The organism is Pseudomonas sp. RGM 3321, assembly GCF_022836805.1.
In the GTDB taxonomy this organism is placed as follows: Bacteria; Pseudomonadota; Gammaproteobacteria; order Pseudomonadales; family Pseudomonadaceae; genus Aquipseudomonas.
In genome coordinates, this window is record NZ_JALHBH010000112.1 from 70646 (window position 1) to 94666 (window position 24021).

At 59.3% G+C, this 24021-nt stretch carries 25 protein-coding genes and 1 tRNA gene; 18 read left to right on the forward strand and 8 right to left on the reverse strand.

Features of this window, described 5'->3' with window-relative positions:
- The first annotated feature begins 2 nt into the window (after window positions 1–2).
- Window positions 3–1280: a uracil-xanthine permease family protein gene (locus tag RGM3321_RS15975; RefSeq protein ID WP_244393859.1), complete on the forward strand. Its 1278-nt coding sequence runs from the start codon at window positions 3–5 to the stop codon at window positions 1278–1280.
- A gap of 177 nt (window positions 1281–1457) precedes the next feature.
- Here the strand turns inward: RGM3321_RS15975 and hemH are convergent, their stop codons facing one another.
- A complete protein-coding gene (gene hemH, locus RGM3321_RS15980) occupies window positions 1458–2480 on the reverse strand; it encodes a ferrochelatase (protein ID WP_058407982.1) in 1023 nt (340 codons plus the stop codon).
- 22 nt (window positions 2481–2502) lie between these two features.
- A complete protein-coding gene (locus tag RGM3321_RS15985; protein WP_003433707.1) occupies window positions 2503–3405 on the reverse strand; it encodes a TIGR01777 family oxidoreductase in 903 nt (300 codons plus the stop codon).
- 288 nt (window positions 3406–3693) lie between these two features.
- On the opposite strand from RGM3321_RS15985, the gene RGM3321_RS15990 reads away from it, so the two are divergent.
- From RGM3321_RS15990 to RGM3321_RS16045, 12 genes are all read left to right on the forward strand, one after another.
- Complete coding sequence (locus RGM3321_RS15990; RefSeq protein WP_244393860.1) at window positions 3694–4680, forward strand: NAD(P)/FAD-dependent oxidoreductase; 987 nt, start codon at window positions 3694–3696, stop codon at window positions 4678–4680.
- Complete coding sequence (locus RGM3321_RS15995; protein WP_002552164.1) at window positions 4677–4892, forward strand: TIGR02450 family Trp-rich protein; 216 nt, start codon at window positions 4677–4679, stop codon at window positions 4890–4892. The genes RGM3321_RS15990 and RGM3321_RS15995 overlap by 4 nt, the downstream gene beginning before the upstream one ends.
- Window positions 4893–5125: 233 nt before the next feature.
- A complete protein-coding gene (locus RGM3321_RS16000; RefSeq protein WP_060404165.1) occupies window positions 5126–6082 on the forward strand; it encodes a DUF523 and DUF1722 domain-containing protein in 957 nt (318 codons plus the stop codon).
- A gap of 3 nt (window positions 6083–6085) precedes the next feature.
- Window positions 6086–6988, forward strand: coding sequence for a MerR family transcriptional regulator (locus tag RGM3321_RS16005; protein WP_244393861.1), 903 nt, complete (start codon window positions 6086–6088; stop codon window positions 6986–6988).
- Between the two features lie 9 nt (window positions 6989–6997).
- Window positions 6998–8446: a deoxyribodipyrimidine photo-lyase gene (gene phrB / locus RGM3321_RS16010; RefSeq protein WP_244393862.1), complete on the forward strand. Its 1449-nt coding sequence runs from the start codon at window positions 6998–7000 to the stop codon at window positions 8444–8446.
- On the forward strand, window positions 8439–8861 hold the full coding sequence (locus RGM3321_RS16015) for a nuclear transport factor 2 family protein (RefSeq protein ID WP_244393863.1): 423 nt from the start codon (window positions 8439–8441) through the stop codon (window positions 8859–8861). The genes phrB and RGM3321_RS16015 overlap by 8 nt, the downstream gene beginning before the upstream one ends.
- The gene (locus tag RGM3321_RS16020) at window positions 8858–9646 is read left to right on the forward strand and encodes an SDR family NAD(P)-dependent oxidoreductase (RefSeq protein WP_244393864.1); all 789 of its coding nucleotides are present in this window, start codon (window positions 8858–8860) and stop codon (window positions 9644–9646) included. The genes RGM3321_RS16015 and RGM3321_RS16020 overlap by 4 nt, the downstream gene beginning before the upstream one ends.
- Window positions 9643–10890 carry an FAD-dependent oxidoreductase gene (locus RGM3321_RS16025; RefSeq protein ID WP_244393865.1) on the forward strand — a complete coding sequence of 416 codons (1248 nt, stop codon included), beginning with the start codon at window positions 9643–9645 and terminating at the stop codon, window positions 10888–10890. Before RGM3321_RS16020 ends, RGM3321_RS16025 begins: the two co-directional genes overlap by 4 nt.
- Complete coding sequence (locus RGM3321_RS16030; protein ID WP_244393866.1) at window positions 10887–11687, forward strand: DUF1365 domain-containing protein; 801 nt, start codon at window positions 10887–10889, stop codon at window positions 11685–11687. The genes RGM3321_RS16025 and RGM3321_RS16030 overlap by 4 nt, the downstream gene beginning before the upstream one ends.
- Window positions 11674–12942 (forward strand): cyclopropane-fatty-acyl-phospholipid synthase family protein, encoded by a 1269-nt coding sequence (locus RGM3321_RS16035; RefSeq protein ID WP_244393867.1) that lies wholly within the window; start codon window positions 11674–11676, stop codon window positions 12940–12942. The genes RGM3321_RS16030 and RGM3321_RS16035 overlap by 14 nt, the downstream gene beginning before the upstream one ends.
- The gene (locus tag RGM3321_RS16040) at window positions 12935–13444 is read left to right on the forward strand and encodes a DUF2878 domain-containing protein (RefSeq protein WP_244393868.1); all 510 of its coding nucleotides are present in this window, start codon (window positions 12935–12937) and stop codon (window positions 13442–13444) included. The genes RGM3321_RS16035 and RGM3321_RS16040 overlap by 8 nt, the downstream gene beginning before the upstream one ends.
- Complete coding sequence (locus RGM3321_RS16045; protein ID WP_236469107.1) at window positions 13399–13755, forward strand: YkgJ family cysteine cluster protein; 357 nt, start codon at window positions 13399–13401, stop codon at window positions 13753–13755. The genes RGM3321_RS16040 and RGM3321_RS16045 overlap by 46 nt, the downstream gene beginning before the upstream one ends.
- Window positions 13756–14041: 286 nt before the next feature.
- On the opposite strand, the gene RGM3321_RS16050 is transcribed toward RGM3321_RS16045, so the two are convergent.
- From RGM3321_RS16050 to hemA, 6 genes are all read right to left on the reverse strand, one after another.
- Window positions 14042–14560, reverse strand: coding sequence for an acyloxyacyl hydrolase (locus RGM3321_RS16050; RefSeq protein ID WP_244393869.1), 519 nt, complete (start codon window positions 14558–14560; stop codon window positions 14042–14044).
- A 117-nt stretch (window positions 14561–14677) separates the two neighbouring features.
- Window positions 14678–15493, reverse strand: a complete 816-nt coding sequence (gene murI, locus RGM3321_RS16055; protein ID WP_244393870.1) for a glutamate racemase — start codon at window positions 15491–15493, stop codon at window positions 14678–14680.
- Window positions 15486–16256 (reverse strand): molybdopterin-synthase adenylyltransferase MoeB, encoded by a 771-nt coding sequence (locus tag RGM3321_RS16060; protein ID WP_244393871.1) that lies wholly within the window; start codon window positions 16254–16256, stop codon window positions 15486–15488. Before RGM3321_RS16060 ends, murI begins: the two co-directional genes overlap by 8 nt.
- Entirely contained in the window at window positions 16250–17083 is an 834-nt protein-coding gene (gene prmC, locus RGM3321_RS16065; protein ID WP_244393872.1) for a peptide chain release factor N(5)-glutamine methyltransferase, read from the reverse strand. The genes RGM3321_RS16060 and prmC overlap by 7 nt, the downstream gene beginning before the upstream one ends.
- The gene (gene prfA, locus RGM3321_RS16070) at window positions 17084–18166 is read right to left on the reverse strand and encodes a peptide chain release factor 1 (RefSeq protein ID WP_002552150.1); all 1083 of its coding nucleotides are present in this window, start codon (window positions 18164–18166) and stop codon (window positions 17084–17086) included.
- The gene (hemA, locus tag RGM3321_RS16075) at window positions 18163–19440 is read right to left on the reverse strand and encodes a glutamyl-tRNA reductase (RefSeq protein ID WP_002552149.1); all 1278 of its coding nucleotides are present in this window, start codon (window positions 19438–19440) and stop codon (window positions 18163–18165) included. Before hemA ends, prfA begins: the two co-directional genes overlap by 4 nt.
- Before the next feature lie 226 nt (window positions 19441–19666).
- Between hemA and RGM3321_RS16080 the strand changes: the two genes are divergently transcribed.
- From RGM3321_RS16080 to RGM3321_RS16100, 5 genes are all read left to right on the forward strand, one after another.
- Entirely contained in the window at window positions 19667–21394 is a 1728-nt protein-coding gene (locus RGM3321_RS16080) for a tetratricopeptide repeat protein (protein ID WP_244393873.1), read from the forward strand.
- Window positions 21395–21398: 4 nt separating this feature from the next.
- Entirely contained in the window at window positions 21399–22016 is a 618-nt protein-coding gene (lolB, locus tag RGM3321_RS16085) for a lipoprotein insertase outer membrane protein LolB (protein WP_058407996.1), read from the forward strand.
- Between the two features lie 20 nt (window positions 22017–22036).
- Window positions 22037–22885 (forward strand): 4-(cytidine 5'-diphospho)-2-C-methyl-D-erythritol kinase, encoded by an 849-nt coding sequence (ispE, locus tag RGM3321_RS16090; RefSeq protein ID WP_244393958.1) that lies wholly within the window; start codon window positions 22037–22039, stop codon window positions 22883–22885.
- A 37-nt stretch (window positions 22886–22922) separates the two neighbouring features.
- Window positions 22923–22997, forward strand: a tRNA-Gln gene (locus RGM3321_RS16095).
- A gap of 45 nt (window positions 22998–23042) precedes the next feature.
- On the forward strand, window positions 23043–23984 hold the full coding sequence (locus RGM3321_RS16100) for a ribose-phosphate pyrophosphokinase (RefSeq protein ID WP_002552145.1): 942 nt from the start codon (window positions 23043–23045) through the stop codon (window positions 23982–23984).
- The last annotated feature ends 37 nt before the right edge of the window (window positions 23985–24021 follow it).

A 24021-nucleotide genomic window follows, 5' to 3' on the forward strand; every position in this document is an offset into this window, starting at 1 on the left:
CGATGACGCAGCAGGAGTTCAACGATCCACTGTGGCGCACGATTCTTTCCGGCGCGCAAATGCTCTTCGTGGCCTTTGGCGCACTGGTATTGATGCCGCTGATCACCGGGCTCGATCCAAACGTGGCGCTGTTCACGGCAGGTCTTGGCACATTGCTGTTCCAGATTGTCACCGGGCGCCAGGTGCCGGTGTTTCTGGCCTCGAGCTTTGCGTTCATCACCCCGATCATCCTCGCCAAGGGCCAGTTCGGTCTGGCCGCGACCATGGGTGGCGTGATGGCTGCAGGCTTCGTCTACACCTTTCTCGGTCTGGCGGTGAAGATCAAGGGCACAGGTTTCATCGACCGGCTGCTGCCTCCGGTGGTGATCGGGCCGGTTATTATTTCCATCGGTCTGGCCATGGCCCCGATTGCGGCCAACATGGCGATGGGCAAGACCGGCGACGGCGTAGTGCTGATTCCTTATCAGACCGCCATGCTGATTTCGATGCCCGCGTTGCTCACCACATTGATCGTGGCGGTGTTCGGCAAAGGGATTTTCCGTCTGGTGCCAATCATCTCGGGTGTGCTGGTGGGCTTTGCGCTGTCGTTCTACTTTGGCGTGGTCGACACGAAAAAGATTGCTGACGCGGCCTGGCTGGCACTGCCGCACTTCACCGCACCGGAATTCAACTGGCAGGCGATTCTGTTCATCGTCCCGGTTGCTCTGGCACCGGCCATCGAGCACATCGGCGGCGTAATCGCAGTCGGCAGTGTGACCGGACGCGACTACCTGAAAAAGCCGGGCCTGCATCGCACGCTGTTCGGTGATGGCATCGCCACGACGGCCGCAGGCCTGTTTGGCGGCCCGCCCAACACCACTTACGCCGAAGTGACCGGCGCAGTGATGCTGACCAAGAACTACAACCCGCAGATCATGATCTGGGCGTCGTTCTTCGCCATAACACTGGCATTCATCGGCAAGTTCGGTGCGTTGCTGCAGAGTATTCCGGTGCCGGTGATGGGCGGGATTCTGTGCCTGCTGTTCGGTTCGATTGCGGCGGTGGGGATGAACACGCTGATCCGCCACAAGATCGACCTGGCCGAAGCACGCAACCTGGTCATCGTCTCGGTCACACTGGTATTCGGAATCGGCGGCGTATTGATCGGCACCGGCAACGGCCCGAACGACTTTGGCCTGAAGGGCATTGCCCTGTGCGCCGTGACCGCCATCGCCCTGAACCTGATCCTGCCGGGCAATGACAGCTGGAAAAACAAGCAGCTGGATGATCAGTTGCCGTAATCCTGCCCGGAGTGGGCTTGACCATCGTGCCAACGCTCCGCGTTGGCATGCAGTTCTGGACGCTCTGCGTCCGACCCTGAATGTGCGGTGCAGCGCAGATTTGCGACGCGGAGCGTCACGAAATGCATTCCTACGCGGAGCGTAGGAACGATCATCACCACCCTGGCGTTCGCAGCACTACAACATCAACGGCGCACGCTCGCATAGTCTGTTCAGCTCTTTCGCCCAGTTGGGATCGTCGTTCAGGCACGGCACCAGCACCAGTTCCTCTCCCCCCGCTTCCTTGAACTGCTCGGCACCACGGTCGCCGATCTCTTCCAGGGTCTCGATGCAGTCAGCCACGAATGCCGGGCACATGACCAGTAGCCTTTTCACGCCCTGTGCAGCCAGTTCGTCGAGACGCGCCTCGGTGTAGGGTTCGATCCACTTGGCACGCCCCAGACGTGACTGAAACGATACAGACCATTTGCCGTCAGGAATGCCCATGCGCTTGGCGAACGCCGCGGCCGATTGTATGCACTGGGCGCGGTAGCAGGTGGCAAGCACTTCGGCAGGCGCGGTCATGCAGCAATCGTCCTTGAGGCAGTGTTTGCCGGTCGGGTCGAGCTTGTGCAAATGCCGCTCGGGCAAACCATGGAAACTCAGCAACAAGTGGTCGTAAGGTTGCTCCAGATGCGGCCGCACGCTTTCCACCAGCGCACTCAGGTATTCGGGCTGATCGTAGAACGGCTGCAAAACCGAGAACTGCATCTTCAACGATTTGGCGCGCACCACGCGCTTGGCCTCTTCGATCACCGTCGTCACGGTACTGTCGGCGAACTGCGGATAGAGCGGTGCAAGGGTGACTTTCTTGAAGCCCTGCTCTGACAGGCGCGTCAGCATCGTTTCGATAGACGGCTCGCCATAGCGCATCGCCAGCTCAACCGGCCCGTGCGACCACTCTTTTTTCATCGCCTGCTGCAGGCGCTTGCTCAGCACCACCAGCGGCGAACCTTCATCCCACCAGATGGACGCATAGGCATGCGCGGACTGCTCTGGCCGCTTGATCAGAATCAGCGAGACCAGCAGCCTGCGCACTGGCCATGGCAGGTCGATCACATAAGGATCCATCAGGAACTGGTTCAGATAGCTGCGCACGTCTGCCACTTGAGTAGAGGCAGGCGAACCCAGATTGACCAGCAACAAAGCGTGATCGGTCATGCAACATCCTATTTCAAAGCGTTCAGTGGCGACCCAGCAAATCCTGCAGGGCAGTGTCGAGTTCGGTGTACTTGAATGTAAAACCAGCTTCCTGCAAACGCTCCGGCCGTGCACGCTGGCCACCGAGCAGCAATACCGAAAGCTCGCCCAGCAATACTTTCAGGGCCAGCGCCGGCATGGGCATGAATGCCGGCCGGTGCAGAATGCCGGCCAGGGCCTTGGCAAACTGACGATTGCGCACCGGTGACGGCGCACAGACATTATAAGGACCCTTTGCTTCATTCAGATTCAACAGAAAATCAATCGCGGCGATTTGATCCTGGATGTGAACCCACGGCATCCACTGCCTGCCATTGCCGATCGGCCCGCCCATGCCGAATTTGAAAGGAGGTAACAGACGCTGCAGAAAACCGGCACGATCGGACAGCACCAGGCCTGTGCGTATCAGCACCACGCGCACGCCCAGCGCCTCGGCGCGTTGTGCGGTTTCTTCCCAGGCGTTGCACAGCTGGCTGGCAAAGTCTTCCTTGGCAGGCAGCGAGGTTTCGTCGATCTCGCGCTCGCCACTGTCGCCATACCAGCCGACTGCAGAGCCGGAAATCATCAGCGCAGGTTTTTGCTCGCGAGTGCCCAGCCATTTCAGCAGTTGCTCGGTCAGGCCGACGCGACTTTCCCACAGCAACAGACGGCGCTTGCGGGTCCACGGACGATCTGCAATGGGCGCGCCCGCCAGGTTGATAATTGCATCCACCGGCTGCGTACCCAGCTCATCAAGGCTGGCAATGCCACGCACCGAAGGGCCGCACAGCTCGACGACGTCGGCGGGTTTTCGGCTCCATACCGTCAATTCATGGCCTTGAGCAGACCAGAAACGGCAGAGCGCTCGTCCTATCAAACCAGTACCACCGGTCAGCAATATGTGCATGGCAGATAACCTCGCGTGGCGTACGTGACAATTGAGTAGTCTTATTTTTACCAGTGACGATCTCCATGACGCTTGTCCGGAAAACGAAACTGTCAGTTGAACCATAGGCCACAGCTTAATGGAGCGCAGCCATGAGGCCCTTGCCTTTGTGGCTGCCCCGTTCGACCCTCAAAGCAGCAATGTGACTCAACAGGCAAATTCCAAAACCACTGCAAGTTATACCAAAGAAGAAGATTGTACAGGTTTTAACTACGGCGTAGTCTGTACAGACAAGGTAATGAGGCCCCTATGACTGTCCCTATCGCAATCATCGGTACCGGTATCGCCGGACTTTCAGCAGCCCAGGCGCTTACATCCGCCGGGCATCAGGTGCTCCTTTTCGACAAAAGCCGCGGCAGCGGCGGTCGGATGTCCAGCAAGCGCAGCGACGCAGGTTCGCTGGACATGGGCGCACAATATTTCACCGCTCGTGACCGGCGTTTCGCCACCGCCGTGAAGCAATGGCAGGTCCAAGGGCACGTCGCCGAGTGGACGCCCTTGCTCTACAACTTTCACGGCGGCAAGCTCAGCCCTTCGCCGGATGAGCAAGTGCGCTGGGTGGGCAAGCCAGGCATGAGCGCCATCACCCGGGCCATGCGCGGCGATTTGCCAGTGTCGTTCTCATGCCGTATCACCGAGGTGTTTCGCGGGGAGCAGCACTGGAACCTGCTGGATGCCGAAGGCGAGAATTACGGCCCTTTCAGCCATGTAATCATCGCAACTCCGGCGCCGCAGGCCACCGCTCTGCTGGCGGCCGCACCGAAGCTGGCAAGTGTGGCGGCAGGCGTCAAGATGGACCCGACCTGGGCAGTTGCCCTGGCCTTCGAAACCCCATTGCAAACCCCCATGCAGGGTTGCTTCGTACAGGACAGCCCGCTTGACTGGCTGGCCCGCAACCGCAGCAAACCCGGACGCGACGACACGCTTGATAGCTGGGTCCTGCACGCTACCAGCCAGTGGAGCCGACAGAACCTAGACGCCTCCAGAGAACAGGTCATCGAACACTTGCACGGCGCGTTTGCGGAATTGATCGACTGCGCCATGCCCGCGCCGGCGTTCAGCCTGGCGCACCGCTGGCTGTATGCACGACCTGCCGGCTCTCATGAATGGGGCGCGCTGTCGGATGCCGACCTGGGCATTTATGTCTGTGGCGACTGGTGCCTGTCGGGGCGCGTCGAAGGCGCTTGGCTGAGTGGCCAGGAAGCGGCGCGCCGACTGCTGGAACACCTGCAATGAATCAGATCAACCCTCGCAAACTGCTGCTGTCGAAATGGACAGCAGCCACCCCGCTCAACCGGGAAAAACACTTTCTGGTGACCGAGCTGTTCAAGGACGAAGAAGGCACTGTGCTGGAAATCGAGCTGCAGGCCGTGCTGACCCAGCGCAGCGAGCGACTGCCGTGGCAGGTGCTGCAGCAGGCGGATACGTGGCGGATGGGCTGGAAGTAGCCGGTTTGCAAGGATTCAGATGATTATCGTGCCGATGCTCCGCGTCGGCATGCAGTTTGTGGCGCTCCGCATTACGGGATGCGTGCAAACGCTGCATTGGCACTGGCCAGTTCAGAGCAGGCTTCAAAACCCTCTACAAAGAATTTGACTTGTACACCTATCCCCCTATGATGAAGGCAAGTTGTACAGCGCAAACTATCTGTACAAGTCTTCTGTAGAGGTGACCGATGCCAATGTCCGCAATCGAAAAACCCAAGCTTGGCATCAGTGCCTGTCTGATGGGCGCCGAGGTTCGTTTCAATGGCGGCCACAAGGAATCCCATCTGTGCACGCGGGCACTGAGCAAGTATTTCGATTTCGTCCAGGCGTGCCCCGAGGTCGCTATCGGCATGGGCATCCCGCGCGAGCCGATCCGGTTGGTGGGCGACGCAGAAAACCCCAAGGCGCTGGGCACAGTCAATCGTGAGCTGGACGTTACCGAGGCGCTCGCCAATTACGGCATACAGATGGCCGAGGAGCTGGGTGATATCTGTGGTTACATTTTCATGCAGAAATCCCCGTCCTGCGGCCTGGAGCGAGTCAAGGTCTACCGTGAAAACGGCGCCCCGGTAGACGGCGGCGGACGCGGTATCTACGCTCAGGCCTTTTGCGAGCGCCACCCCAACCTTCCGGTCGAGGAAGACGGGCGTCTGAATGATGCCGTGCTGCGAGAGAATTTCGTGACCCGCGTGTTTGCCTATGCCGCCTGGCAACAATTGTTGAAAGACGGCGTCACCCGGCGCGCGCTGACCGAATTTCACTCGCGCTACAAATACCAGCTGATGGCCAACGACCCGGTGCAATACAAGGCACTGGGCAAAATGCTTGGCAGCATGGGCCGTACCGACCCGAACGAAATCGCGCCGCTGTATTTCAGCGAGCTGATGGCGGCGCTGAAGAAGTGCGCAACACGCCGCACTCATACCAACGTCCTGCAACACCTGTGCGGCTACTTGAAACAAACCATCAGTGCCGAGGACAAGCAGGAAATCCAGGAAGTGATCAGCCAGTATCACCAGGGCATCATCCCCCTGATCGTGCCGCTGACCCTGCTCAAGCATCATTTTCGCCAACATCCGGATCCGTATGTAGCGCTGCAGGTGTACATGCAGCCCCACCCGGAAAACCTCAGCCTGCGCAATGCGATTTGACTCATGAATGAAACAGACACAGAGGTGCCGGGCGACTGGCTGCCTATCCGCGAGGTCGCACGGCAGACAGGCGTCAACGCCGTTACCTTGCGTGCCTGGGAACGCCGTTACGGACTGATCGTCCCACATCGCACCGCCAAAGGCCACCGGCTTTATTCGGACGAGCATGTGCAGCGCGTCATGAAGATTCTGACCTGGCTCAACCGTGGCGTTTCCGTGAGCCAGGTCAAAGGCCTGATCGATGACAACCGCCAGGACGCCCTGCCGCCGACCAACGACTGGGACGCCTTGCGTCAGACCCTGCTGGTGACGATCGGCGAGCTGGCTGAACGCCGGGTCGATGACGTGTTCAATCAGGCCATGTCGCTGTACCCGCCGCGCACGCTGTGTGAACAGCTTCTGCTGCCGCTGCTGGCCGAACTGGAGCAGCGCTGGCAAGGCAAGTTCGGCGCACAACTGGAGCGCACGTTTTTCTACTCCTGGCTGCGCAGCAAGTTTGGCGCACGGATCTACCACAACAACCGCCAGCTCAATGGCAGCCCGCTGCTGCTGGTCAATCAGTCCGATCTGCCGCTCGAACCACACCTGTGGCTCGCGGCCTGGCTGGTGAGCAGTGCCGACTGCCCGGTCGAGGTGTTCGACTGGCCCTTGCCGGTCGGTGAGCTGGCGCTGGCCGCGGAATACCTTAAGCCACGTGGCATATTGCTGTACTCCAGCAAAGCCCTGAACGTGGCCCAACTGCCCCGTTTACTGGCCAATATCACCTGCCCTGTGGTGCTGAGCGGACCAACGGTGCAGATCCATAACGCCGAGCTGCTCGTACAGGCTAGCGAGATAGCTGGACTGACCCTTGCCCACGACGCACTCAGCGCGCAGATCGAGCTGGGCAAGCTCGGACTTATCTAAGGACTTCTCATGCAACTGATCTGGCTGCGTAGCGACCTGCGCGTTCACGATAATACTGCCCTGACCGCTGCCATGGAGCGCGGTCCGACGCTGGCGGTTTACCTGCTCAGCCCGGCGCAGTGGCGCAGCCACGACGACGCTGACTGCAAGGTGGATTTCTGGCTGCGCAATCTGGTCGAGCTGGAAAAGGCGCTGGGCACGCTGAACGTACCGCTGTTGATTCGCGAAGCCGATACGTGGGATCAGGCACCTGAAGTGCTGTCGACACTGTGCACGCAGTTCAAGGTCGAAGGCCTGCACCTCAATCAGGAATACGGCATCAACGAAACACGCCGTGATCAGGCGGTGCAAAAGGCGATGGAAAAAGCCGGTGTGCAGGTCACCAGTTACCTTGATCAGCTGTTGTTCAAGCCGGGCAGCATACTGACCAAGACCGGCAATTATTTCCAGGTGTTCACCCAGTTCAAGAAAGTCTGCTACAACCGGATGCACCAGGCCATGCCGCAGCCGGTGCGCACACCCAAGGCGCAGCAACCACTGTCGATCAAGAGCGATTCGATCCCTGACCAGGTCGAGGGCTTTGCCACGCCCTCGAAAGCATTACGTGACCTTTGGCCAGCAGGCGAGGCCGAAGCCAGACGGCGCATGGCGACCTTCGCCGACGCGAAAATCAGTTATTACAAGACCGAACGCGACTTTCCCGCCAAACCCGGCACCAGCCAGCTGTCAGCCTATCTGGCGGCAGGGGTGATTTCGCCGCGCCAGTGCCTGCATGCGGCGCTGGGCAGCAACCAGGGGGAATTCGAAACCGGCGACGTCGGCACTGTGACCTGGATCAACGAGCTATTATGGCGAGAGTTTTATAAACACACGCTGGTCGGCTACCCTCGTGTATCACGTCATCGTGCCTTCCGCCCGGAAACCGAGGCGTTGCAGTGGCGCGATGCCCCCGAAGAACTGCTGGCGTGGCAAGAGGCGCGTACCGGACTGCCGATTATTGACGCAGCAATGCGCCAGTTGCTGGAAACCGGATGGATGCACAATCGGCTAAGGATGGTCGTTGCGATGTTCCTCACCAAAAACCTGTTGATCGACTGGCGCGAGGGCGAGCGCTTTTTCATGCGCCATCTGATCGACGGTGACCTGGCTGCCAACAACGGCGGTTGGCAGTGGAGTTCGTCCACAGGCACCGATTCGGCACCCTACTTCCGTATTTTCAATCCGCTGTCGCAGTCGGAACGCTTCGACCCCGAAGGCGTGTTCATCAAGCACTGGCTGCCGGAACTGGCGGATCTGAATAAAAAGCAAATTCATGACCCCGCGTCCATCGGCGGCCTGTTTGGCGCTGCCAACTACCCGAAACCCATCGTCGACCTGAGCAAAAGCCGCGCTCGCGCCCTGGCAGCATTCAAGGCGCTTCCAGCCCGCCAGCCCGCTGCGGGAATCGAACATGGCTGATTTCCTGCATCGCTTCGCCGAAGGTTTTGCCGCGCTGAACAAGGACAACCTTGATCAGGTCGCCGAGCTGTACAGCGACGACGTGTCGTTCAGCGACCCGATGCATGACATCCACGGCCTTGCAGCCATGCGACGTTATTTCGACGAGCTGTATGCCAACGTTCAGGATCTGCACTTCGACTTTCATGCCTTCGATGAAGTGCGCACCGGCGAGGGCTATCTGGTCTGGACCATGAGCTATTCGCACCCGCGTCTGGCGGGTGGCCGGACGATTCGTGTCGAAGGCTGTTCGCACCTGAAGTGGCACGACAAGGTTTATCGACACCGGGATTACTTCGATGCCGGTGCATTGCTCTACGAACATCTGCCCATCATGGGTCGAGTCATCCATTGGCTGAAGAAGAGGTTGGGATGAGCACTCCTGTTGCACGACGCATCTGGTTGACCGGAGCAAGCAGCGGCATTGGTCTGGCTCTGGCCAAAGAACTGCTCAACGCCGGACATCGGCTGGCGTTGACCGCCCGTACGCTTGAACCGCTGCAGAACCTGGCGACTGTTTACCCGACCCAGGTGCTGCTGGTGACAGGCGACATCACCGAGCCTGCGCAGGTCAAGGCCATGGCCGACCTGATCGCGCAGCAATGGGGAGCGCTGGACACCGCCATCTTCAACGCGGGTACCTGTGAATACATCGACGTGCGGCAGTTCGAAGCGGCGATGGTTGAGCGCGTGGTGCGCACCAACCTGCTGGCCAGCAGTTATTGCATCGAGCAAGCACTGCCGCTGTTACGCAAGGGTCATCAGCCGCACCTGGTAGGCGTGGCCAGTGCGGTGACCTACCTGGCGCTACCTCGCGCAGAAGCCTATGGCGCCTCGAAAGCCGGCCTGCGCTATCTGTTCGAAGCGCTACGTCTGGACCTGGCCAGCGAGAACATCGACGTGACCGTGGTCAGCCCAGGATTCGTCGACACGCCCCTGACGCAGAAAAATGATTTCCCGATGCCGATGCGCTGGCCGGTCGAGAAGGCCGCCCGGCATATCGCCAAAAAGCTTGCAAGCAGCAGACGCCCGCTGGATATCGCATTTCCGGCGCTGTTCATTTTCAGCATGCGCGCGCTGGCAATGCTCCCGGCACGCGCCAGACTTGCCCTCGGCAAACGTATGGCGCGGACCGAGTCGTCGAATAAGGATGCGCAATGAAAATCGCCGTCATTGGTAGCGGGATCGCTGGCCTGACCAGTGCCTACCTGCTCAACCGCGCGCATGAGGTGACTGTGTTTGAGTCCTCCGACTGGATCGGCGGGCACACTCATACAGTGGACGTACAGGTCGAAGGCCGGGCTTACGCCATTGACACCGGTTTCATTGTCTTCAACAACTGGACCTACCCCAATTTCATTCGCTTGCTGAGCCAGTTGGGTGTCGCCTTCAAGCCCGCCGAAATGAGCTTTTCGGTGCACGACCCGCGTACCGGCGTGGAATACAACGGCAACAACCTCAACAGTCTGTTCGCACAGCGCAGCAACCTGCTGTCGCCCAGGTTCTGGGGCATGCTGCGCGATATCCTGCGTTTCAATCGTCAATCGGTCGATGACCTGGAAAACCAGCGTATCGCGGCCGACACCACGTTGGGCGAGTACCTGAAGAGTGGCGGTTACGGGCAGCGCTTCATCGATCATTACATCGTGCCCATGGGCGCGGCCATCTGGTCGATGTCGCTGGCCGACATGCTCGGCTTTCCCCTGCAGTTCTTTGTGCGCTTTTTCAAGAATCATGGCCTGCTCTCGGTCACCCATCGGCCGCAATGGTGCGTGATCGAGGGCGGTTCCAGAAGTTATGTCGAACCGTTGACGGCGTCGTTCCGCGAGCGGATTCGTCTGTCATGCCCGGTCACACGGGTCGAGCGCGACAGCGACGGTGTGACGCTGCACAGCTCCATGGGCAGCGAACGCTTCGACAAGGTGGTGTTTGCCTGCCACAGCGATCAGGCCCTGGCCCTGCTGGCTGAGCCGTCAAGTGCCGAGCAGTCGGTGCTCGGCGCACTGCGCTATGCCGAAAACGACGTGGTGCTGCACACCGACACGCGACTGCTGCCCAAGCGCAAACTGGCCTGGGCCAGCTGGAACTACCGGCTTGGCGGCAGCGAACAGCAATCGGCAGCCGTCACTTATGACATGAACATCCTGCAAGGGATCGACAGCGACACAACCTTCTGCGTCAGCCTTAACCAGACCGCTGCCATCGACCCGGCCAAAATCCTCGGCCGCTACCGTTACGCGCACCCGCAATACAGCCTTGATGCAATCGCCGCGCAGGCGCGCTGGGAAGAAATCAATGGCGTCGACCACACTTGGTACTGCGGTGCGTACTGGGCCAACGGCTTTCACGAAGACGGCGTGGTCAGCGGCTTGCGTGTCGCCCAGGCGTTTGGTGAAACGCTTTGAACAGCGCGCTCTACAGTGGCTGGATCAGCCACCGGCGGTTTGCGCCGCGTGCCCATGAGTTCACCTATCGGATAGGCTTGCTCTATCTGGATCTGGATGAACAGGACAGCGTGCTGGGGCTTTCGCCACTGGCCGGCAAGAAGCGTTTCGCGCCATTCTCGTTCCGCGAACGTGACTACCTGCCAGCACTGACCGGGCAAGGCATGAGCCTCATAGAGGCGGTCCGCGAGCAGGTTGGCAAAGCGCTGGGCCGCATACCATCAGGTCGCGTCTGCCTGCTGACCCAGGCACGCAGTTGGGGCTTGTCGTTCAATCCGGTAAGCTTTTTCTACTGCCATGAGGCAGACGGCACACTGGCAGGCATTCTCTGTGAAGTCACCAACACACCGTGGGGCGAACGCTACAGCTATGTACTGCCCGCGACAGGTGATGGGCATCAGTATTTCGCAGTGGCCAAGGCCTTTCACGTTTCACCGTTTTTGCCGCGCGACCTTGAATACCGCATGAGCTTCAGCCAGCCCGCCGAGCGGATTGGTGTGCACATGGCTGACTGGCAAGGCGAGCTGAAAATGTTCGACGCCACGCTCAACCTGACTCGCCAGAACCTCAGCCGCCAGACGCTGCATCGTTACCTGATCACTTACCCGTGGATGACCGCCAAAACCTGCTTGGCGATTTACTGGCAGGCGATGCGTCTGCTGGTCAAGCGCATCCCCATTTTTTCTCATCAGGCCGCCGACGGCGAGTACCGTGCTGCCGCCGCGCAAACCAAGGACTCACGCCATGAAAAGCAGTAGCAGTAGTTTTTCTGCCAATCTGGGCACCAATGGTCTGACGGCCAATATCCTGCGCCGAGGTGTGCTGCGACAACTCGCAGGCCTGCGCAATGGCCAGTTGGTGGTTATCGATTCGGGAGAGCGCCATGTGTTTGGCAAGACCGGTGCGCTGATTCATGCAGAGATTCATATTCTGGATTCCGCCGCCTGGGGCATGGTTGCCAGCAACGGCTCCATCGGCGCTGGTGAGGCGTTTATTCACGGCTACTGGACCACCCCGGACCTGACGGCGGTAGTCAGGGTGTTTGTCAGCAATCTGGATGTGCTGGATGCAATGGAAGGCGGCGTGGCTCGCCTGACCCGCCCGTTCATTCACGCCTTGCACTGGCTCAATCGCAATACCCGCGAAGGCTCGCAGAAAAACATCGCCGCTCATTACGACCTGGGCAACACGCTTTTTGAGCAATTTCTCGACCCGACGATGATGTATTCCGCCGCACAGTTCCTCAGTGAAGACGACACGCTGGAACAGGCGCAGTTGAATAAACTGGAACGCATCTGTCAGAAGCTGGCCCTGAAACCTGAAGATCACCTGCTGGAAATCGGCACCGGCTGGGGCAGCATGGCTATTTATGCGGCGCAGCACTACGGCTGCCGGGTGACCACCACCACGCTGTCCAGAGAACAGTTCGCCTACACCGAGCAGCGCCTGATCGAGCTGGGCCTGCAGGATCGCGTCACGCTGTTGCTGACCGACTACCGGGACCTGACCGGTGAATACGACAAGCTGGTGTCCATCGAGATGATCGAAGCGGTCGGCCATCGTTTTCTGCCGACTTACTTCAAGCAATGCGCGAACCTGCTCAAAAGTAACGGGATGATGCTGCTGCAGGCGATCACCATCCGCGAGCAGCGTTATGCCCAGGCCAAACGCAATGTGGACTTCATCCAGCGCTACATCTTCCCCGGTGGGGCCCTGCCCTCGGTGGCGAAGATGCTGGACATTGTCGGCAGCGATACCGACATGAACCTGCTGCACATGGAAGATTTCGGCCTGCACTACGCGCGCACGCTGCGCCTGTGGCACGACAACTTCAAACACGCCCACGGCAAACTCGCCGAGCTGGGTTACGACGAGCATTTCCTGCGCCTGTGGGAGTTTTACCTGTGCTACTGCGAAGGCGGCTTCCTGGAGCGGACCATCGGCACCGCGCAACTGCTGCTCGCCAAGCCCGAAGCGCTGCGCGAACCGCTGCTTGGGCGCTTCAATGCTTAAATCCATCGCCAACGCGCTGTTGTTTCAGATCGGCTGGTTCGCCTGCGTACTGGGCGGCAACAGCTTCTGGCTGCTGATCGCCGTGGGCGTGCTGGCGGTGCATTTTCTGTGGATCAGCTCATGGGCAGCGGAAGGCCGGCTGATTCTGACGGTGACTTTGATCGGTATCGTGCTGGACAGTACCTTGATGGTACTCGGCGTTTTTGATTTCGGCACGGGCGGCTACCTCTTGCCGTTGTGGCTGGCGCTGTTGTGGGCGGTGCTGGGCACCACGCTCAATCATTGCCTGGCCTGGACGGCGAAGCCGCTATGGCGTGCAGTCGTGCTGGGCGCTATTGGCGGCCCGATGTCGTACTATGCCGGCTCGCAACTGGCCCAGGTCCACCTTCCCCTCGGAGTGTGGCCAGGCATGCTGGTGCTGGGGCTGGTCTGGGCGGGTATATTTCCCCTGCTGCAATGGCTGGCAGCCCGCGCCGCCAGACACTCGGGAGAACCGCTCTGAACGCTACACTCATTCCGCTCGCCGAGGTCCACGGCGAACCGGCAGTCACTTGTTCGACCTGCGCAGCCTGCTGCTGCCAACTGGAAGTGATGCTGATCACCGACACGGGCGTGCCTGAGCGTTACATCGATACCGATGAGTGGGGTGGCGAGGTCATGTTGCGCCTGGATGACGGCTGGTGCGCTGCGCTGGATCGCAACACGATGATGTGCACGATCTACGAGAAACGCCCGTTGATCTGTCGTGAATTCGAAGCGGGTGCGGAAGACTGCCTGAACGAACGCAAAGGGATTGCGACGGCTTATCTTTGATTCATCACTATCGTCCCCACGCGCTGTGCTAAGCGTTATACACAAATCTGTTCTTGATTCTGGCCGAAGGCCGTAGGAGCGAACTTGTTCGCGAAGGCGTCAGTTCAGACGAAGTATTTTCGGTGAATATACCGGCCCTTTCGCGAACAAGTTCGCTCCTACGCCCTGCGGGCAGAAGCCTGAAAGCGCCGTCACCCGGGCTCTTCTGCGGGGGGGGATGGTCCGGAGCGGAGCGTCACGAAATGCATGCCAACGCGGGGCGCTGGCATGAGAGGCAGCTGTTTTATCAGAACGGCATCTTGTAGTGCAGTGCGTAGCTTTCTATACCGTCGTTCGGCTCTTTGATGCCGGCGTTGGAGTAGTGGGTCGCGCGGATGCCGACTTCATGCCCGCCCGCGAAGCGCAGGCCGAAACCGATGCGGTCTTCGAAGTTGAAGGCAGAACCGAACTTGCGATCTTCAACCTGAGTGTTCGAGAACACCGAGACGCCGATACCGGCTTCTACGTAAGGCTTGACGTTGCCGCTGCCGAACTCGTAGACCAGAACCGGGGAGAACGACAGGCTGTGGTTATCCTTGTAGTCCTTGCCATCCCAGTAGGTGTAAGCGCCATCCCAATAGCCGGTCAGACGGCCGATGTCACTTTGCAGCCAGGTTTTATCCCAGTCGAACTGCACACCCAGACGGTAGGTCATGGTGGATTCACCGGTCTGCCCCACCGAAAACTCAACACCGTCGGCTTGCGCCATTGAAGCTTGCCCTGCCAAAGCGGCCGAAATCACGGCCAGGCAAAAGAGTCTCTTCATGAGAAACGTCCTAAATATATAAAATTGTATGAAAGTGTTGGAATTCATCAGCCGCTTTTATAGAAGCCAGCGAGGTGACGTTAGTTCACCCGAAAAGCGCCTTTTTTCACGTTTTTTTTACAAACGGAAGCTTCTCACATTGCCAGGGTTTTGCGACAAAAAAGGTAGGATTTTTCTGAAATTGTCCGGTATGTCACTAGACCAATACATAGTCTCTCGTGCGGCGCCAGTGGCAAGAAGGCTGGAACGCGACAAAAGACGCTGCAACTGACGCGCTACCGCAGCCCCGGTGTCGATCAGGGTGACCGACTCGGGAAGCATTTCCCGCAGCAGAGGCTTGAGAAACGGGTAGTGAGTACAGCCGAGAATGATGGTGTCACAGCGCGCTGCCAGCAGCGGCTCGACATAATGCTGCAGCAATTGACGGATTTGCGGACTGACCAGATCGCCGGTTTCGATCAGTTCGACCAGCCCTGGGCACGGCTGGGTGACGACACGTACATCGCTGGCAAAACGGTCCAGCAACGCCGCAAAGCGAGCGCTTTGTAGCGTTCCGGTAGTCGCCAGCACGCCGACAACGCCGCTGCGGGTGGCCTCGGCAGCAGGTTTGACAGCAGGCTCCATGCCCACAATCGGCCAGTCCGGGTAGCGTTGACGAATGTGCGCCACGCCCGCGGCCGTCGCGGTGTTGCAGGCGACGACCAGTGCCTTGGCACCCTGCTCGCGGAAGAACCCGGCAATTGTCAGGCAGCGCTCGGTGATGAATTCAGGGGTCTTTTCGCCATACGGAATATGCCCGCAGTCCGCCAGATACAGCAGTGACTCGCTGGGCAGCAACTGGCGGATTTCATTGAGCACTGAAAGGCCACCGACCCCGGAATCGAATATTCCGACAGGCGCATCGCTGGTGTAGCTCGTCTGCATGTCAGGCATGTTCGCCCTGCCCGCTTGCTGCACTGCAAACGCTGCACGCCGGGTCGCGCTTGACTTTCAGTTCACGGAAACGGGTACTCAAGGCATCAATCAATAACAGTCGCCCGACCATTGGCTCGCCAAAACCGGCCAGCAGCTTCAAGGCTTCCAGCGCTTGCAGGCTGCCCACCAGGCCAACCAGCGGGCCGATGACGCCGGCCTCGCTGCAGGTCAGTTCCGTTTCGCTGCCGTGACCGTACAGGCAGTGGTAACAAGGACTGTCCGCACGACGCGGATCGAACACCGACAACTGCCCTTCAAGCCGAATTGCAGCACCGCTGACCAATGGTTTGCCGGCAGCGAAACAGGCGGCATTCACCGCTTCGCGGGTGGCGAAATTATCCGAGCAATCCAGCACCAGATCGACAGCCTGTACCGCCGCCGCCAGTAAGTCGTTATCCAGCGCTGAGCGATGAGCGACGAGAGTGATCTCTGGATTGATCGCGTTGAGCCGGGCGACGGCCGAATCTACCTTGGCCTGTCCGATACTCTGGGTATCATGAATGATCTGGCGCTGCAGGTTGGTCAGGTCGACGTGATCAAAATCCGCCAGATGCAGCTCACCAACCCCTGCGGCGGCCAGATAAAGAGCCACCGGCGAACCAAGCCCGCCGACGCCGACGATAAGCGCGCGACTTTGTTTGAGGCGCAGCTGGCCGTCGATATCAACATGTTGCAACAGAATCTGGCGACTGTAGCGCAGCAGCTCCTGGTCACTCAGCACGGCTTGCATCCGAATGTGATGCGCTCATGCTCGCCCAGATCACGGCGGGTCTGGATGCGCTCGAAACCATGACGAATCAACAGTTCGCGCACCGCCGGGCCTTGATCGTAGCCGTGCTCCAGCAGCAGCCAGCCATCCGCATTGAGATGTGCAGGCGCCTGTTCGATGATCGCGCGCAAATCGTCCAGCCCGTCGGAACCGGCAGTCAACGCACTGCTCGGCTCGAAACGCACGTCACCGGCCGACAGATGCGGATCAGCGTCGGCGATGTATGGCGGGTTACTGATGATCAGATCAAACTGCTGCCCTTCCAGCGCACTGAACCAGTGGCTGTTGAGCACCCGGGCGTTATCCAGTTGCAGACGCTGCCGGTTGCGTTCGGCCAGCGCGACTGCCTCGGGCACACGGTCTACCGCTGTCACTTTCCATTGCTGCCGGTCGTTGGCCAGCGCCAGCGCAATCGCTCCGGTGCCAGTGCCTAAATCCAGAACCTGAGCCGGGGCAAAGGCAGGCACCAGTTCCAGCGCTGCCTCGACCAGCATTTCGGTCTCTGGTCGCGGAATCAGGGTATGCGGCGCTACTTCCAGATCGAGCTTCCAGAAACCTTGCTGACCGAGAATGTAAGCCACTGGCTCGCCCGTGCGTCGACGCTGCAGGTAACCTGCAAAGGCCAATGCAGCCTCGGTGCTGACGATGCGCTCAGGCCAGGTGTGCAGAAAGCTGCGCGGTTTGCCCAGCGCTGCCGCCAGCAGCAGCTCTATGTCGAGCCGCGCGGTCGGTGAATCGGGAAGCTCGGCGCTTCTTAACAAACTTGCGATGATGGTCATTTACTCACCCAGTGCCGCAAGTTGATCAGCCTGATATTCAGCGAGTAGCGGCTCTATCACTGCATCGACCCCACCCGCCAGAACTTCATCCAGCGAATACAGCGTCAGGTTCACGCGGTGATCCGTCACTCGCCCTTGAGGGAAATTATACGTACGAATTCGCTCGGAACGATCACCCGAACCCACGAGCAGCTTGCGCTCGCTGGCGATGGCGTTGGCCGCCGCGCTGGTCTGCTGATCATTCAGTTTGGCAGACAGCCAGGACATCGCCCGGGCTCTGTTCTTGTGCTGCGAACGCTCTTCCTGGCACTCGACGACAATACCCGATGGCAAGTGGGTAATGCGGATCGCCGAATCGGTTTTGTTGACGTGCTGACCACCGGCCCCTGAGGAGCGATAGGTGTCGACACGCAGGTCGGCCGGGTTGATCTCGATCGCCTGCTGCTCGTCAGGCTCCGGCAACACCGCAACGGTACAGGCAGAAGTGTGGATGCGACCCTGCGACTCGGTCTCGGGCACGCGCTGCACACGGTGCGCGCCGGACTCGAATTTCAGCTTGCCATAGACACTGTCACCTTCGACGCGTGCAATGACTTCCTTGTAGCCGCCATGCTCGCCTTCGTTTTCGGACAGAATCTCGACTCGCCAGCCGCGCCGCTCGGCGTAGCGCGAGTACATGCGAAACAGATCACCTGAGAAGATCGCCGCTTCATCACCGCCGGTGCCCGCGCGAATCTCCAGAAACACGTTGCGGCCGTCGTTCGGGTCCTTGGGCAACAGCATGCGCTGCAATTGCGCTTCCAGCTCGACCAGTTGCTGTTTTGTTTCGCGAACTTCCTCGACGGCCATTTCGCGCATGTCCGGGTCGCTGTCCTTGAGCAGCGCCTGCGCGCCCTCCAGATCACCCTGCACCCTGATCAGCTGTTGGTAGAGCGCAACGACCGGCTCCACTTCGGCGTACTCACGGGAATAGGCGCGAAAGCGTGTCTGATCGCTGATGACTTCGGCATCGCCGAGCAGCGCGGTCAGTTCCTCGAAACGGTCGCTGAGGACATCCAGCTTATTGAGCAGTGAAGCTTTCATTGCGGGGTTTTATCCGTCGAGCCCTCACCGAGGGCAAAAAGTTCCTGGGCCATGGCCAGCGCATCGACGCGACCTTCGGCAGACAGCTTCTTGAGCTGCACGCTGGGTGCGTGCAGCAATTTGTTGGTCAGGCCGCGTGCCAGCTGGATCAATACGTCCTCGGCATTGCTGCCGTTGGCCAGCATACGTTGCGCCTTGCTCAGTTCTTCGTCACGCAGCCGTTCGCTTTGCTGACGATAGGCGCGCAGCACATCGACCGCCGCCAGTTCGCGCAGCCGCGACATGAAGTCTTCGGCACCCACGCTGACCAGTTGCTCGGCAGCCAGTGCGGCCCCCTGGCGACTCTTGAGATTTTCTGCCACCACTTCGTGCAGATCATCAACGCTGTACAGGTAAACGTCGTCCAGTTCGCCGACTTCAGGCTCGATATCCCGCGGTACGGCAATATCGACCATGAAAATGGGTTTGTGTTTGCGCAGTTTCAGCGCACTTTCCACGGCCCCCTTGCCCAGGATCGGCAACTGGCTGGCGGTGGAGCTGATCACGATATCGCTGTTGACCAGCTCGGCCGGGATATCCGACAGCAACACCGCATGGGCACCGAACTCGGCAGCCAGCATGCTGGCGCGCTCCAGCGTACGGTTGGCAACCACAATACGCTTGACGCCCAGATCATGCAGATGCCGGGCGACCAGAGTAATGGTCTCGCCCGCACCGATCAACAAGGCCTGACTGCGTTGCAGGTCGCTGAAAATCTGTTTGGCCAGACTGACCGCAGCGAAGGCTACGGACACCGGGTTTTCACCAATTGCAGTGTCTGTACGCACCTGTTTGGCGGCGCTGAACGTGGCCTGAAACAGGCGACCCAGTAACGGCCCGACCGTTCCGGCCTCGCGTGCAACCGCATACGCAGACTTCATCTGGCCGAGAATCTGCGGCTCGCCAAGCACCAGGGAGTCGAGCCCCGAGGCGACACGCATCATGTGCCGCACTGCAGCATCGTCCTCATGGACGTAAGCGCTGGCGCGCAGTTCTTCCAGGCTGAGGTGATGGTAATTGGCGAGCCAGGCAAGAATGCTGTCCGCACCGAGATGCTCGTGCTCGATGTACAACTCGCTGCGATTACAGGTTGAAAGAATCGCAGCCTCGCGACTTTCGGTCAGGTGGCAAAGCTGCTGCAACGCCTCCACCAACTGTTCCGGGGTAAATGCCACGCGCTCGCGAACGTCGACCGAGGCGGTCTTATGATTGATACCGAGTGCAAGGAAGGCCATTCAGGGTCGCAGGTGGTGACGTGAAGCCGGTAATTGTCCTACTTCAATAAGCTCAGAACAACCACCACATATTATTGTCCCACTACAATCGATCGTCGCAGCCTGCGTTTTCAGGCTGGCGACACTGCAAACACAAGCATTGCATCAGTTTTTCCGACGGCTGTGGGTTTTGCCAACAGCCTTGTGTCATGATGCTCCCACCGCAGGTAAGCCGCCCTTCTTATATATGAATAGATCCTCCGCGTTGTTCCTTGCTCTTGCCTTTCTAGGCGGCTGCCAGTCAATGGCCCCCGTCTCGTCACAGCCCGTGCCCGCTCAGAAAGACGCCCCTCCCGCGCCTGAAGCCAAGCCGAAGGTCTATGGTTCGTTCACTCAGGACACCCTGGTCAGCCTGTTGAGCGCGGAGCTGGCCGGCCAGCGCAACCGCTTCGACATCGCCCTGGATAACTACGTGACCCAGGCGATCAAGACTCAGGACCCGGGGGTCTCCGAACGCGCCTATCAGATCGCCGAATACATGGGCGCTGATCAGTCTGCGCTGGAAACCGCGCTGATCTGGGCAAGAAACGCACCGACCGACCTTGAAGCGCAACGCGCCGCAGCCATTCAACTGGCGCGCGCCGGACGTTACGACGATTCTCTGGTGTACATGGAGAGAGTCCTGCAGGGTCAGGGCGACACGCACTTCGACTTTCTGGCCCTGTCTGCGGCCGAAACCGATCCGGACACCCGCAACGGCCTGCTCAAAAGTTTTGATCGGTTGCTGGGCAAATACCCGAACAACAGCCAGCTGATTTTCGGCAAGGCGCTGTTGCTTCAGCAGAATGGTGACGCCGAACAGTCGTTGAAGCTGCTGGAAGACAACCCGCCCAAAGAAGGTGAAATCGCGCCCATCCTGTTGCATGCCCGCCTGCTGCAAAGCATGAACCGGGGCAAGGAAGCGGTGCCCCTGCTTGAGAAAAGCATCAAGAAATACCCGGACGACAAACGCCTGCGTCTGACGTATGCGCGCATGCTCGTTGAGCAAAACCGTATGGAAGACGCCAAAGTGCAGTTTTCCGCCCTTTTGCAGCAATATCCGGACGATGACGAACTGCGCTTCTCGCTGGCTCTGGTGTGCCTCGAAGCCAAGGCCTGGGACGAAGCGGCTGGCTACCTGGAAGAACTGATCGCCCGTGGTGCACACGTCGATTCAGCGCATTTGAATCTGGGCCGCATCCACGAAGAGCGCGAGGACCCGCAAAGCGCGCTCAACGAATACGTTCAGGTCGGACCGGGCCCGGACTTCCTGGCGGCCCAATTGCGCCAGGCCGACATTCTGGTCAGCAATGGCAACGGCGCAGAAGCAGCCAAACGCCTGGCTGAAGCACGTGCCGAAGAGCCCGATTTCGCCATTCAGCTGTACCTGATCGAAGCCGAAACCCTGACCAGCAACGATCAACTGGATCGCGGCTGGCAGGTGCTGAACACGGCGCTCAAGCAGTACCCGGACGACGCCAACCTGCTCTATACCCGCGCCATGCTGGCTGAAAAGCGCAATGATCTGGCGCAGATGGAAAAAGACCTGCGCAGCATCATCAAGCGCGAGCCGGAAAACGCCATGGCGCTGAATGCACTGGGCTACACCCTTTCCGATCGCACCACGCGTTACGCCGAAGCCCGCGATCTGATCGAGAAAGCCCATCAGATCACCCCCGACGATCCGGCGGTTCTCGACAGCCTTGGCTGGGTGAATTACCGCATGGGCAATCTGGACGCCGCCGAACGCTACCTGCGTCAGGCGCTCGAACGCTTCCCCGACCACGAAGTAGCCGCACATCTGGGCGAAGTACTCTGGGCCAAAGGCGAACAGCGCGAAGCCCGGAAAATATGGGCCAAGGCCCTGGAACAACAACCCGACAGCACCGTCCTGCGCAGCACACTGCGACGCTTGACCGGTTCAGAGACCCTTTGACGTTATGTTTTTGCGCCACGTAATCGTATTCAGCCTCATCGCCCTGCTCACCGGCTGCGCCGGTCTCACTTCCCGCGAAGCCGTTCAGGGCAAGGGCGACCCCGCGCAATGGCGCGAACACAAACAGCAACTGAGCAGCCTTGATGGCTGGCAGATCAACGGCAAGGTCGGCATTCGTGCGCCGAAGGACTCCGGTAGCGGCACCCTCTTCTGGCTGCAGCGTCAGGATTACTACGATATCCGCCTGTCCGGTCCGCTCGGCCGCGGCGCAGCACGACTGACCGGCAGGCCCGGCGCTGTCGCGCTTGAAGTCGCCAATCAGGGCCACTACGAAGCCACGACTCCGGAAACACTGCTTCAGGATCAACTGGGCTGGAAACTGCCGGTTTCCCATCTCGTATGGTGGGTGCGTGGCTTGCCGGCACCGGACAGCAAAAGTAGCGTGACACTCGACGGTGACAGCCGTCTGGCCAGCCTTGAACAGGACGGCTGGCAGGTGGAATACCTCAGCTATGTCGAACAGAATGGCTACTGGCTGCCCGAACGCGTCAAGCTGCACGGGCAGGACCTCGATGTCACGCTGGTCATCAAGGACTGGCAGCCTCGCAAACTGGGGCAATGACCATGACTGCATTACAGGATATGGCCAAGGCCCAGCTGGTTTTGCCTGCTCCGGCAAAACTGAACCTGATGCTGCACATTCTGGGACGCCGTCCGGACGGCTACCATGAGTTGCAAACCCTGTTTCAGTTTCTCGATTACGGTGACGAACTGGGCTTTACCGTTCGCGAGGACGGCGAGATTCGCCTGCAGACCGATGTCCCCGGCGTCCCGCATGACAGCAACCTGATCGTCAAAGCCGCCCGCGCGCTGCAAAAACAGTCCGGTTGCACACTGGGCATGGATATCTGGCTGGAAAAACGCCTGCCCATGGGCGGCGGCATCGGCGGCGGCAGCTCGGATGCAGCCACCACACTGCTGGCGCTGAATCATTTGTGGCAGCTTGGCTGGGATGAAGATCGGCTGGCGCAACTGGGCCTGACTCTGGGTGCCGATGTACCGGTCTTTGTCCGTGGACACGCCGCATTTGCTGAGGGTGTCGGGGAAATTCTCACCCCGGCTGACCCCGAAGAACCCTGGTATTTGGTGCTCGTTCCGCAAGTCGCTGTAAGTACAGCAGAAATTTTTTCAGATCCGTTGTTGACACGCGACACGCCTCCCATTAAAGTGCGCCCCGTTCCCAAGGGAAACAGTCGAAATGACTGTAAGGCGGTTGTAGAGAGGCGTTACCCAGAAGTACGTAACGCTTTGAATTTGTTAGGTAATTTTACCGAAGCAAAATTAACCGGAACTGGAAGTTGTGTGTTTGGGGCCTTCCCAAACAAAGCTGAAGCTGATAAAGTCTCGGCCCTTCTTACAGAGACCCTTACGGGGTTCGTAGCGAAAGGAAGTAACATTTCGATGTTGCATCGCAAGCTGCAAATTCTGTAACAGGAATTGAGTGCCAGGCACTCGATTGATTCAATACAGGGGCGTCGCCAAGCGGTAAGGCAGCAGGTTTTGATCCTGCCATGCGTTGGTTCGAATCCAGCCGCCCCTGCCATTTTCTATACTCATCCAGGTTACCCTCAGCCTCTAGGTACTGCGCGTGTCCAAGATGATGGTCTTTACGGGGAATGCCAACCCCGATCTCGCTCGGCGTGTAGTACGTCAGCTGCATATCCCACTGGGTGATGTCTCTGTCGGAAAATTTTCCGACGGTGAAATCAGCACTGAGATTAATGAAAACGTCCGCGGTAAAGACGTCTTCATCATTCAGCCGACCTGCGCACCAACGAACGATAACCTGATGGAACTGGTCGTGATGGCTGATGCCTTCCGCCGCTCCTCAGCGTCCCGAATCACTGCTGTGATTCCCTACTTTGGTTATGCCCGCCAGGATCGCCGTCCGCGCTCCGCACGTGTTGCCATCAGCGCGAAAGTTGTCGCTGACATGCTCACCGTGGTGGGAATCGACCGTGTTCTCACGGTTGATCTTCATGCTGACCAGATCCAGGGTTTCTTCGATATTCCGGTAGATAACATCTACGGCTCCCCCGTTCTGGTGGATGACATCGAAGATCAGCGCTTTGAAAACCTGATGATCGTTTCCCCGGATATCGGCGGCGTCGTGCGTGCACGTGCTGTTGCAAAATCCCTGGGCGTCGATCTCGGTATCATCGACAAACGCCGTGAGAAAGCCAATCACTCTGAAGTGATGCATATCATCGGTGATGTCGAAGGGCGTACCTGCATTCTGGTCGATGACATGGTCGACACCGCCGGCACACTGTGCCACGCGGCCAAGGCCCTGAAAGAGCATGGCGCAGCCAAGGTCTTCGCCTACTGCACACACCCTGTGCTGTCGGGTCGGGCGATCGAAAACATTGAAAATTCCGTGCTGGACGAACTGGTGGTGACCAACACCATCCCGTTGTCCGCAGCAGCACAAGCCTGCAGCCGTATCCGCCAACTGGATATTGCGCCGGTAGTCGCCGAAGCGGTTCGCCGCATCAGCAATGAAGAATCGATCAGCGCGATGTTCCGTTAACTGACATCACGCAGACGAAAAGCGCCCCGCCCTGACA

Bases quoted from the DNA above. Each gene is read 5' to 3' on its own strand.
- hemA (WP_002552149.1), bottom strand. From the start codon at position 19,440: ATGGCCTTCCTTGCACTCGGTATCAATCATAAGACCGCCTCGGTCGAC.
- prmC (WP_244393872.1), bottom strand. From the start codon at position 17,083: ATGACCATCATCGCAAGTTTGTTAAGAAGCGCCGAGCTTCCCGATTCA.
- hemH (WP_058407982.1), bottom strand. From the start codon at position 2,480: ATGACCGATCACGCTTTGTTGCTGGTCAATCTGGGTTCGCCTGCCTCT.
- RGM3321_RS16080 (WP_244393873.1), top strand. From the start codon at position 19,667: ATGAATAGATCCTCCGCGTTGTTCCTTGCTCTTGCCTTTCTAGGCGGC.
- RGM3321_RS16050 (WP_244393869.1), bottom strand. From the start codon at position 14,560: ATGAAGAGACTCTTTTGCCTGGCCGTGATTTCGGCCGCTTTGGCAGGG.
- ispE (WP_244393958.1), top strand. From the start codon at position 22,037: ATGGCCAAGGCCCAGCTGGTTTTGCCTGCTCCGGCAAAACTGAACCTG.
- RGM3321_RS15990 (WP_244393860.1), top strand. From the start codon at position 3,694: ATGACTGTCCCTATCGCAATCATCGGTACCGGTATCGCCGGACTTTCA.
- prfA (WP_002552150.1), bottom strand. From the start codon at position 18,166: ATGAAAGCTTCACTGCTCAATAAGCTGGATGTCCTCAGCGACCGTTTC.
- RGM3321_RS15995 (WP_002552164.1), top strand. From the start codon at position 4,677: ATGAATCAGATCAACCCTCGCAAACTGCTGCTGTCGAAATGGACAGCA.
- RGM3321_RS16005 (WP_244393861.1), top strand. From the start codon at position 6,086: ATGAATGAAACAGACACAGAGGTGCCGGGCGACTGGCTGCCTATCCGC.
- lolB (WP_058407996.1), top strand. From the start codon at position 21,399: ATGTTTTTGCGCCACGTAATCGTATTCAGCCTCATCGCCCTGCTCACC.
- RGM3321_RS15985 (WP_003433707.1), bottom strand. From the start codon at position 3,405: ATGCACATATTGCTGACCGGTGGTACTGGTTTGATAGGACGAGCGCTC.
- RGM3321_RS16040 (WP_244393868.1), top strand. From the start codon at position 12,935: ATGCTTAAATCCATCGCCAACGCGCTGTTGTTTCAGATCGGCTGGTTC.
- RGM3321_RS16035 (WP_244393867.1), top strand. From the start codon at position 11,674: ATGAAAAGCAGTAGCAGTAGTTTTTCTGCCAATCTGGGCACCAATGGT.
- RGM3321_RS16015 (WP_244393863.1), top strand. From the start codon at position 8,439: ATGGCTGATTTCCTGCATCGCTTCGCCGAAGGTTTTGCCGCGCTGAAC.
- RGM3321_RS16000 (WP_060404165.1), top strand. From the start codon at position 5,126: ATGTCCGCAATCGAAAAACCCAAGCTTGGCATCAGTGCCTGTCTGATG.
- RGM3321_RS16045 (WP_236469107.1), top strand. From the start codon at position 13,399: ATGGCTGGCAGCCCGCGCCGCCAGACACTCGGGAGAACCGCTCTGAAC.
- phrB (WP_244393862.1), top strand. From the start codon at position 6,998: ATGCAACTGATCTGGCTGCGTAGCGACCTGCGCGTTCACGATAATACT.
- murI (WP_244393870.1), bottom strand. From the start codon at position 15,493: ATGCCTGACATGCAGACGAGCTACACCAGCGATGCGCCTGTCGGAATA.
- RGM3321_RS16025 (WP_244393865.1), top strand. From the start codon at position 9,643: ATGAAAATCGCCGTCATTGGTAGCGGGATCGCTGGCCTGACCAGTGCC.
- RGM3321_RS16020 (WP_244393864.1), top strand. From the start codon at position 8,858: ATGAGCACTCCTGTTGCACGACGCATCTGGTTGACCGGAGCAAGCAGC.
- RGM3321_RS15975 (WP_244393859.1), top strand. From the start codon at position 3: ATGACGCAGCAGGAGTTCAACGATCCACTGTGGCGCACGATTCTTTCC.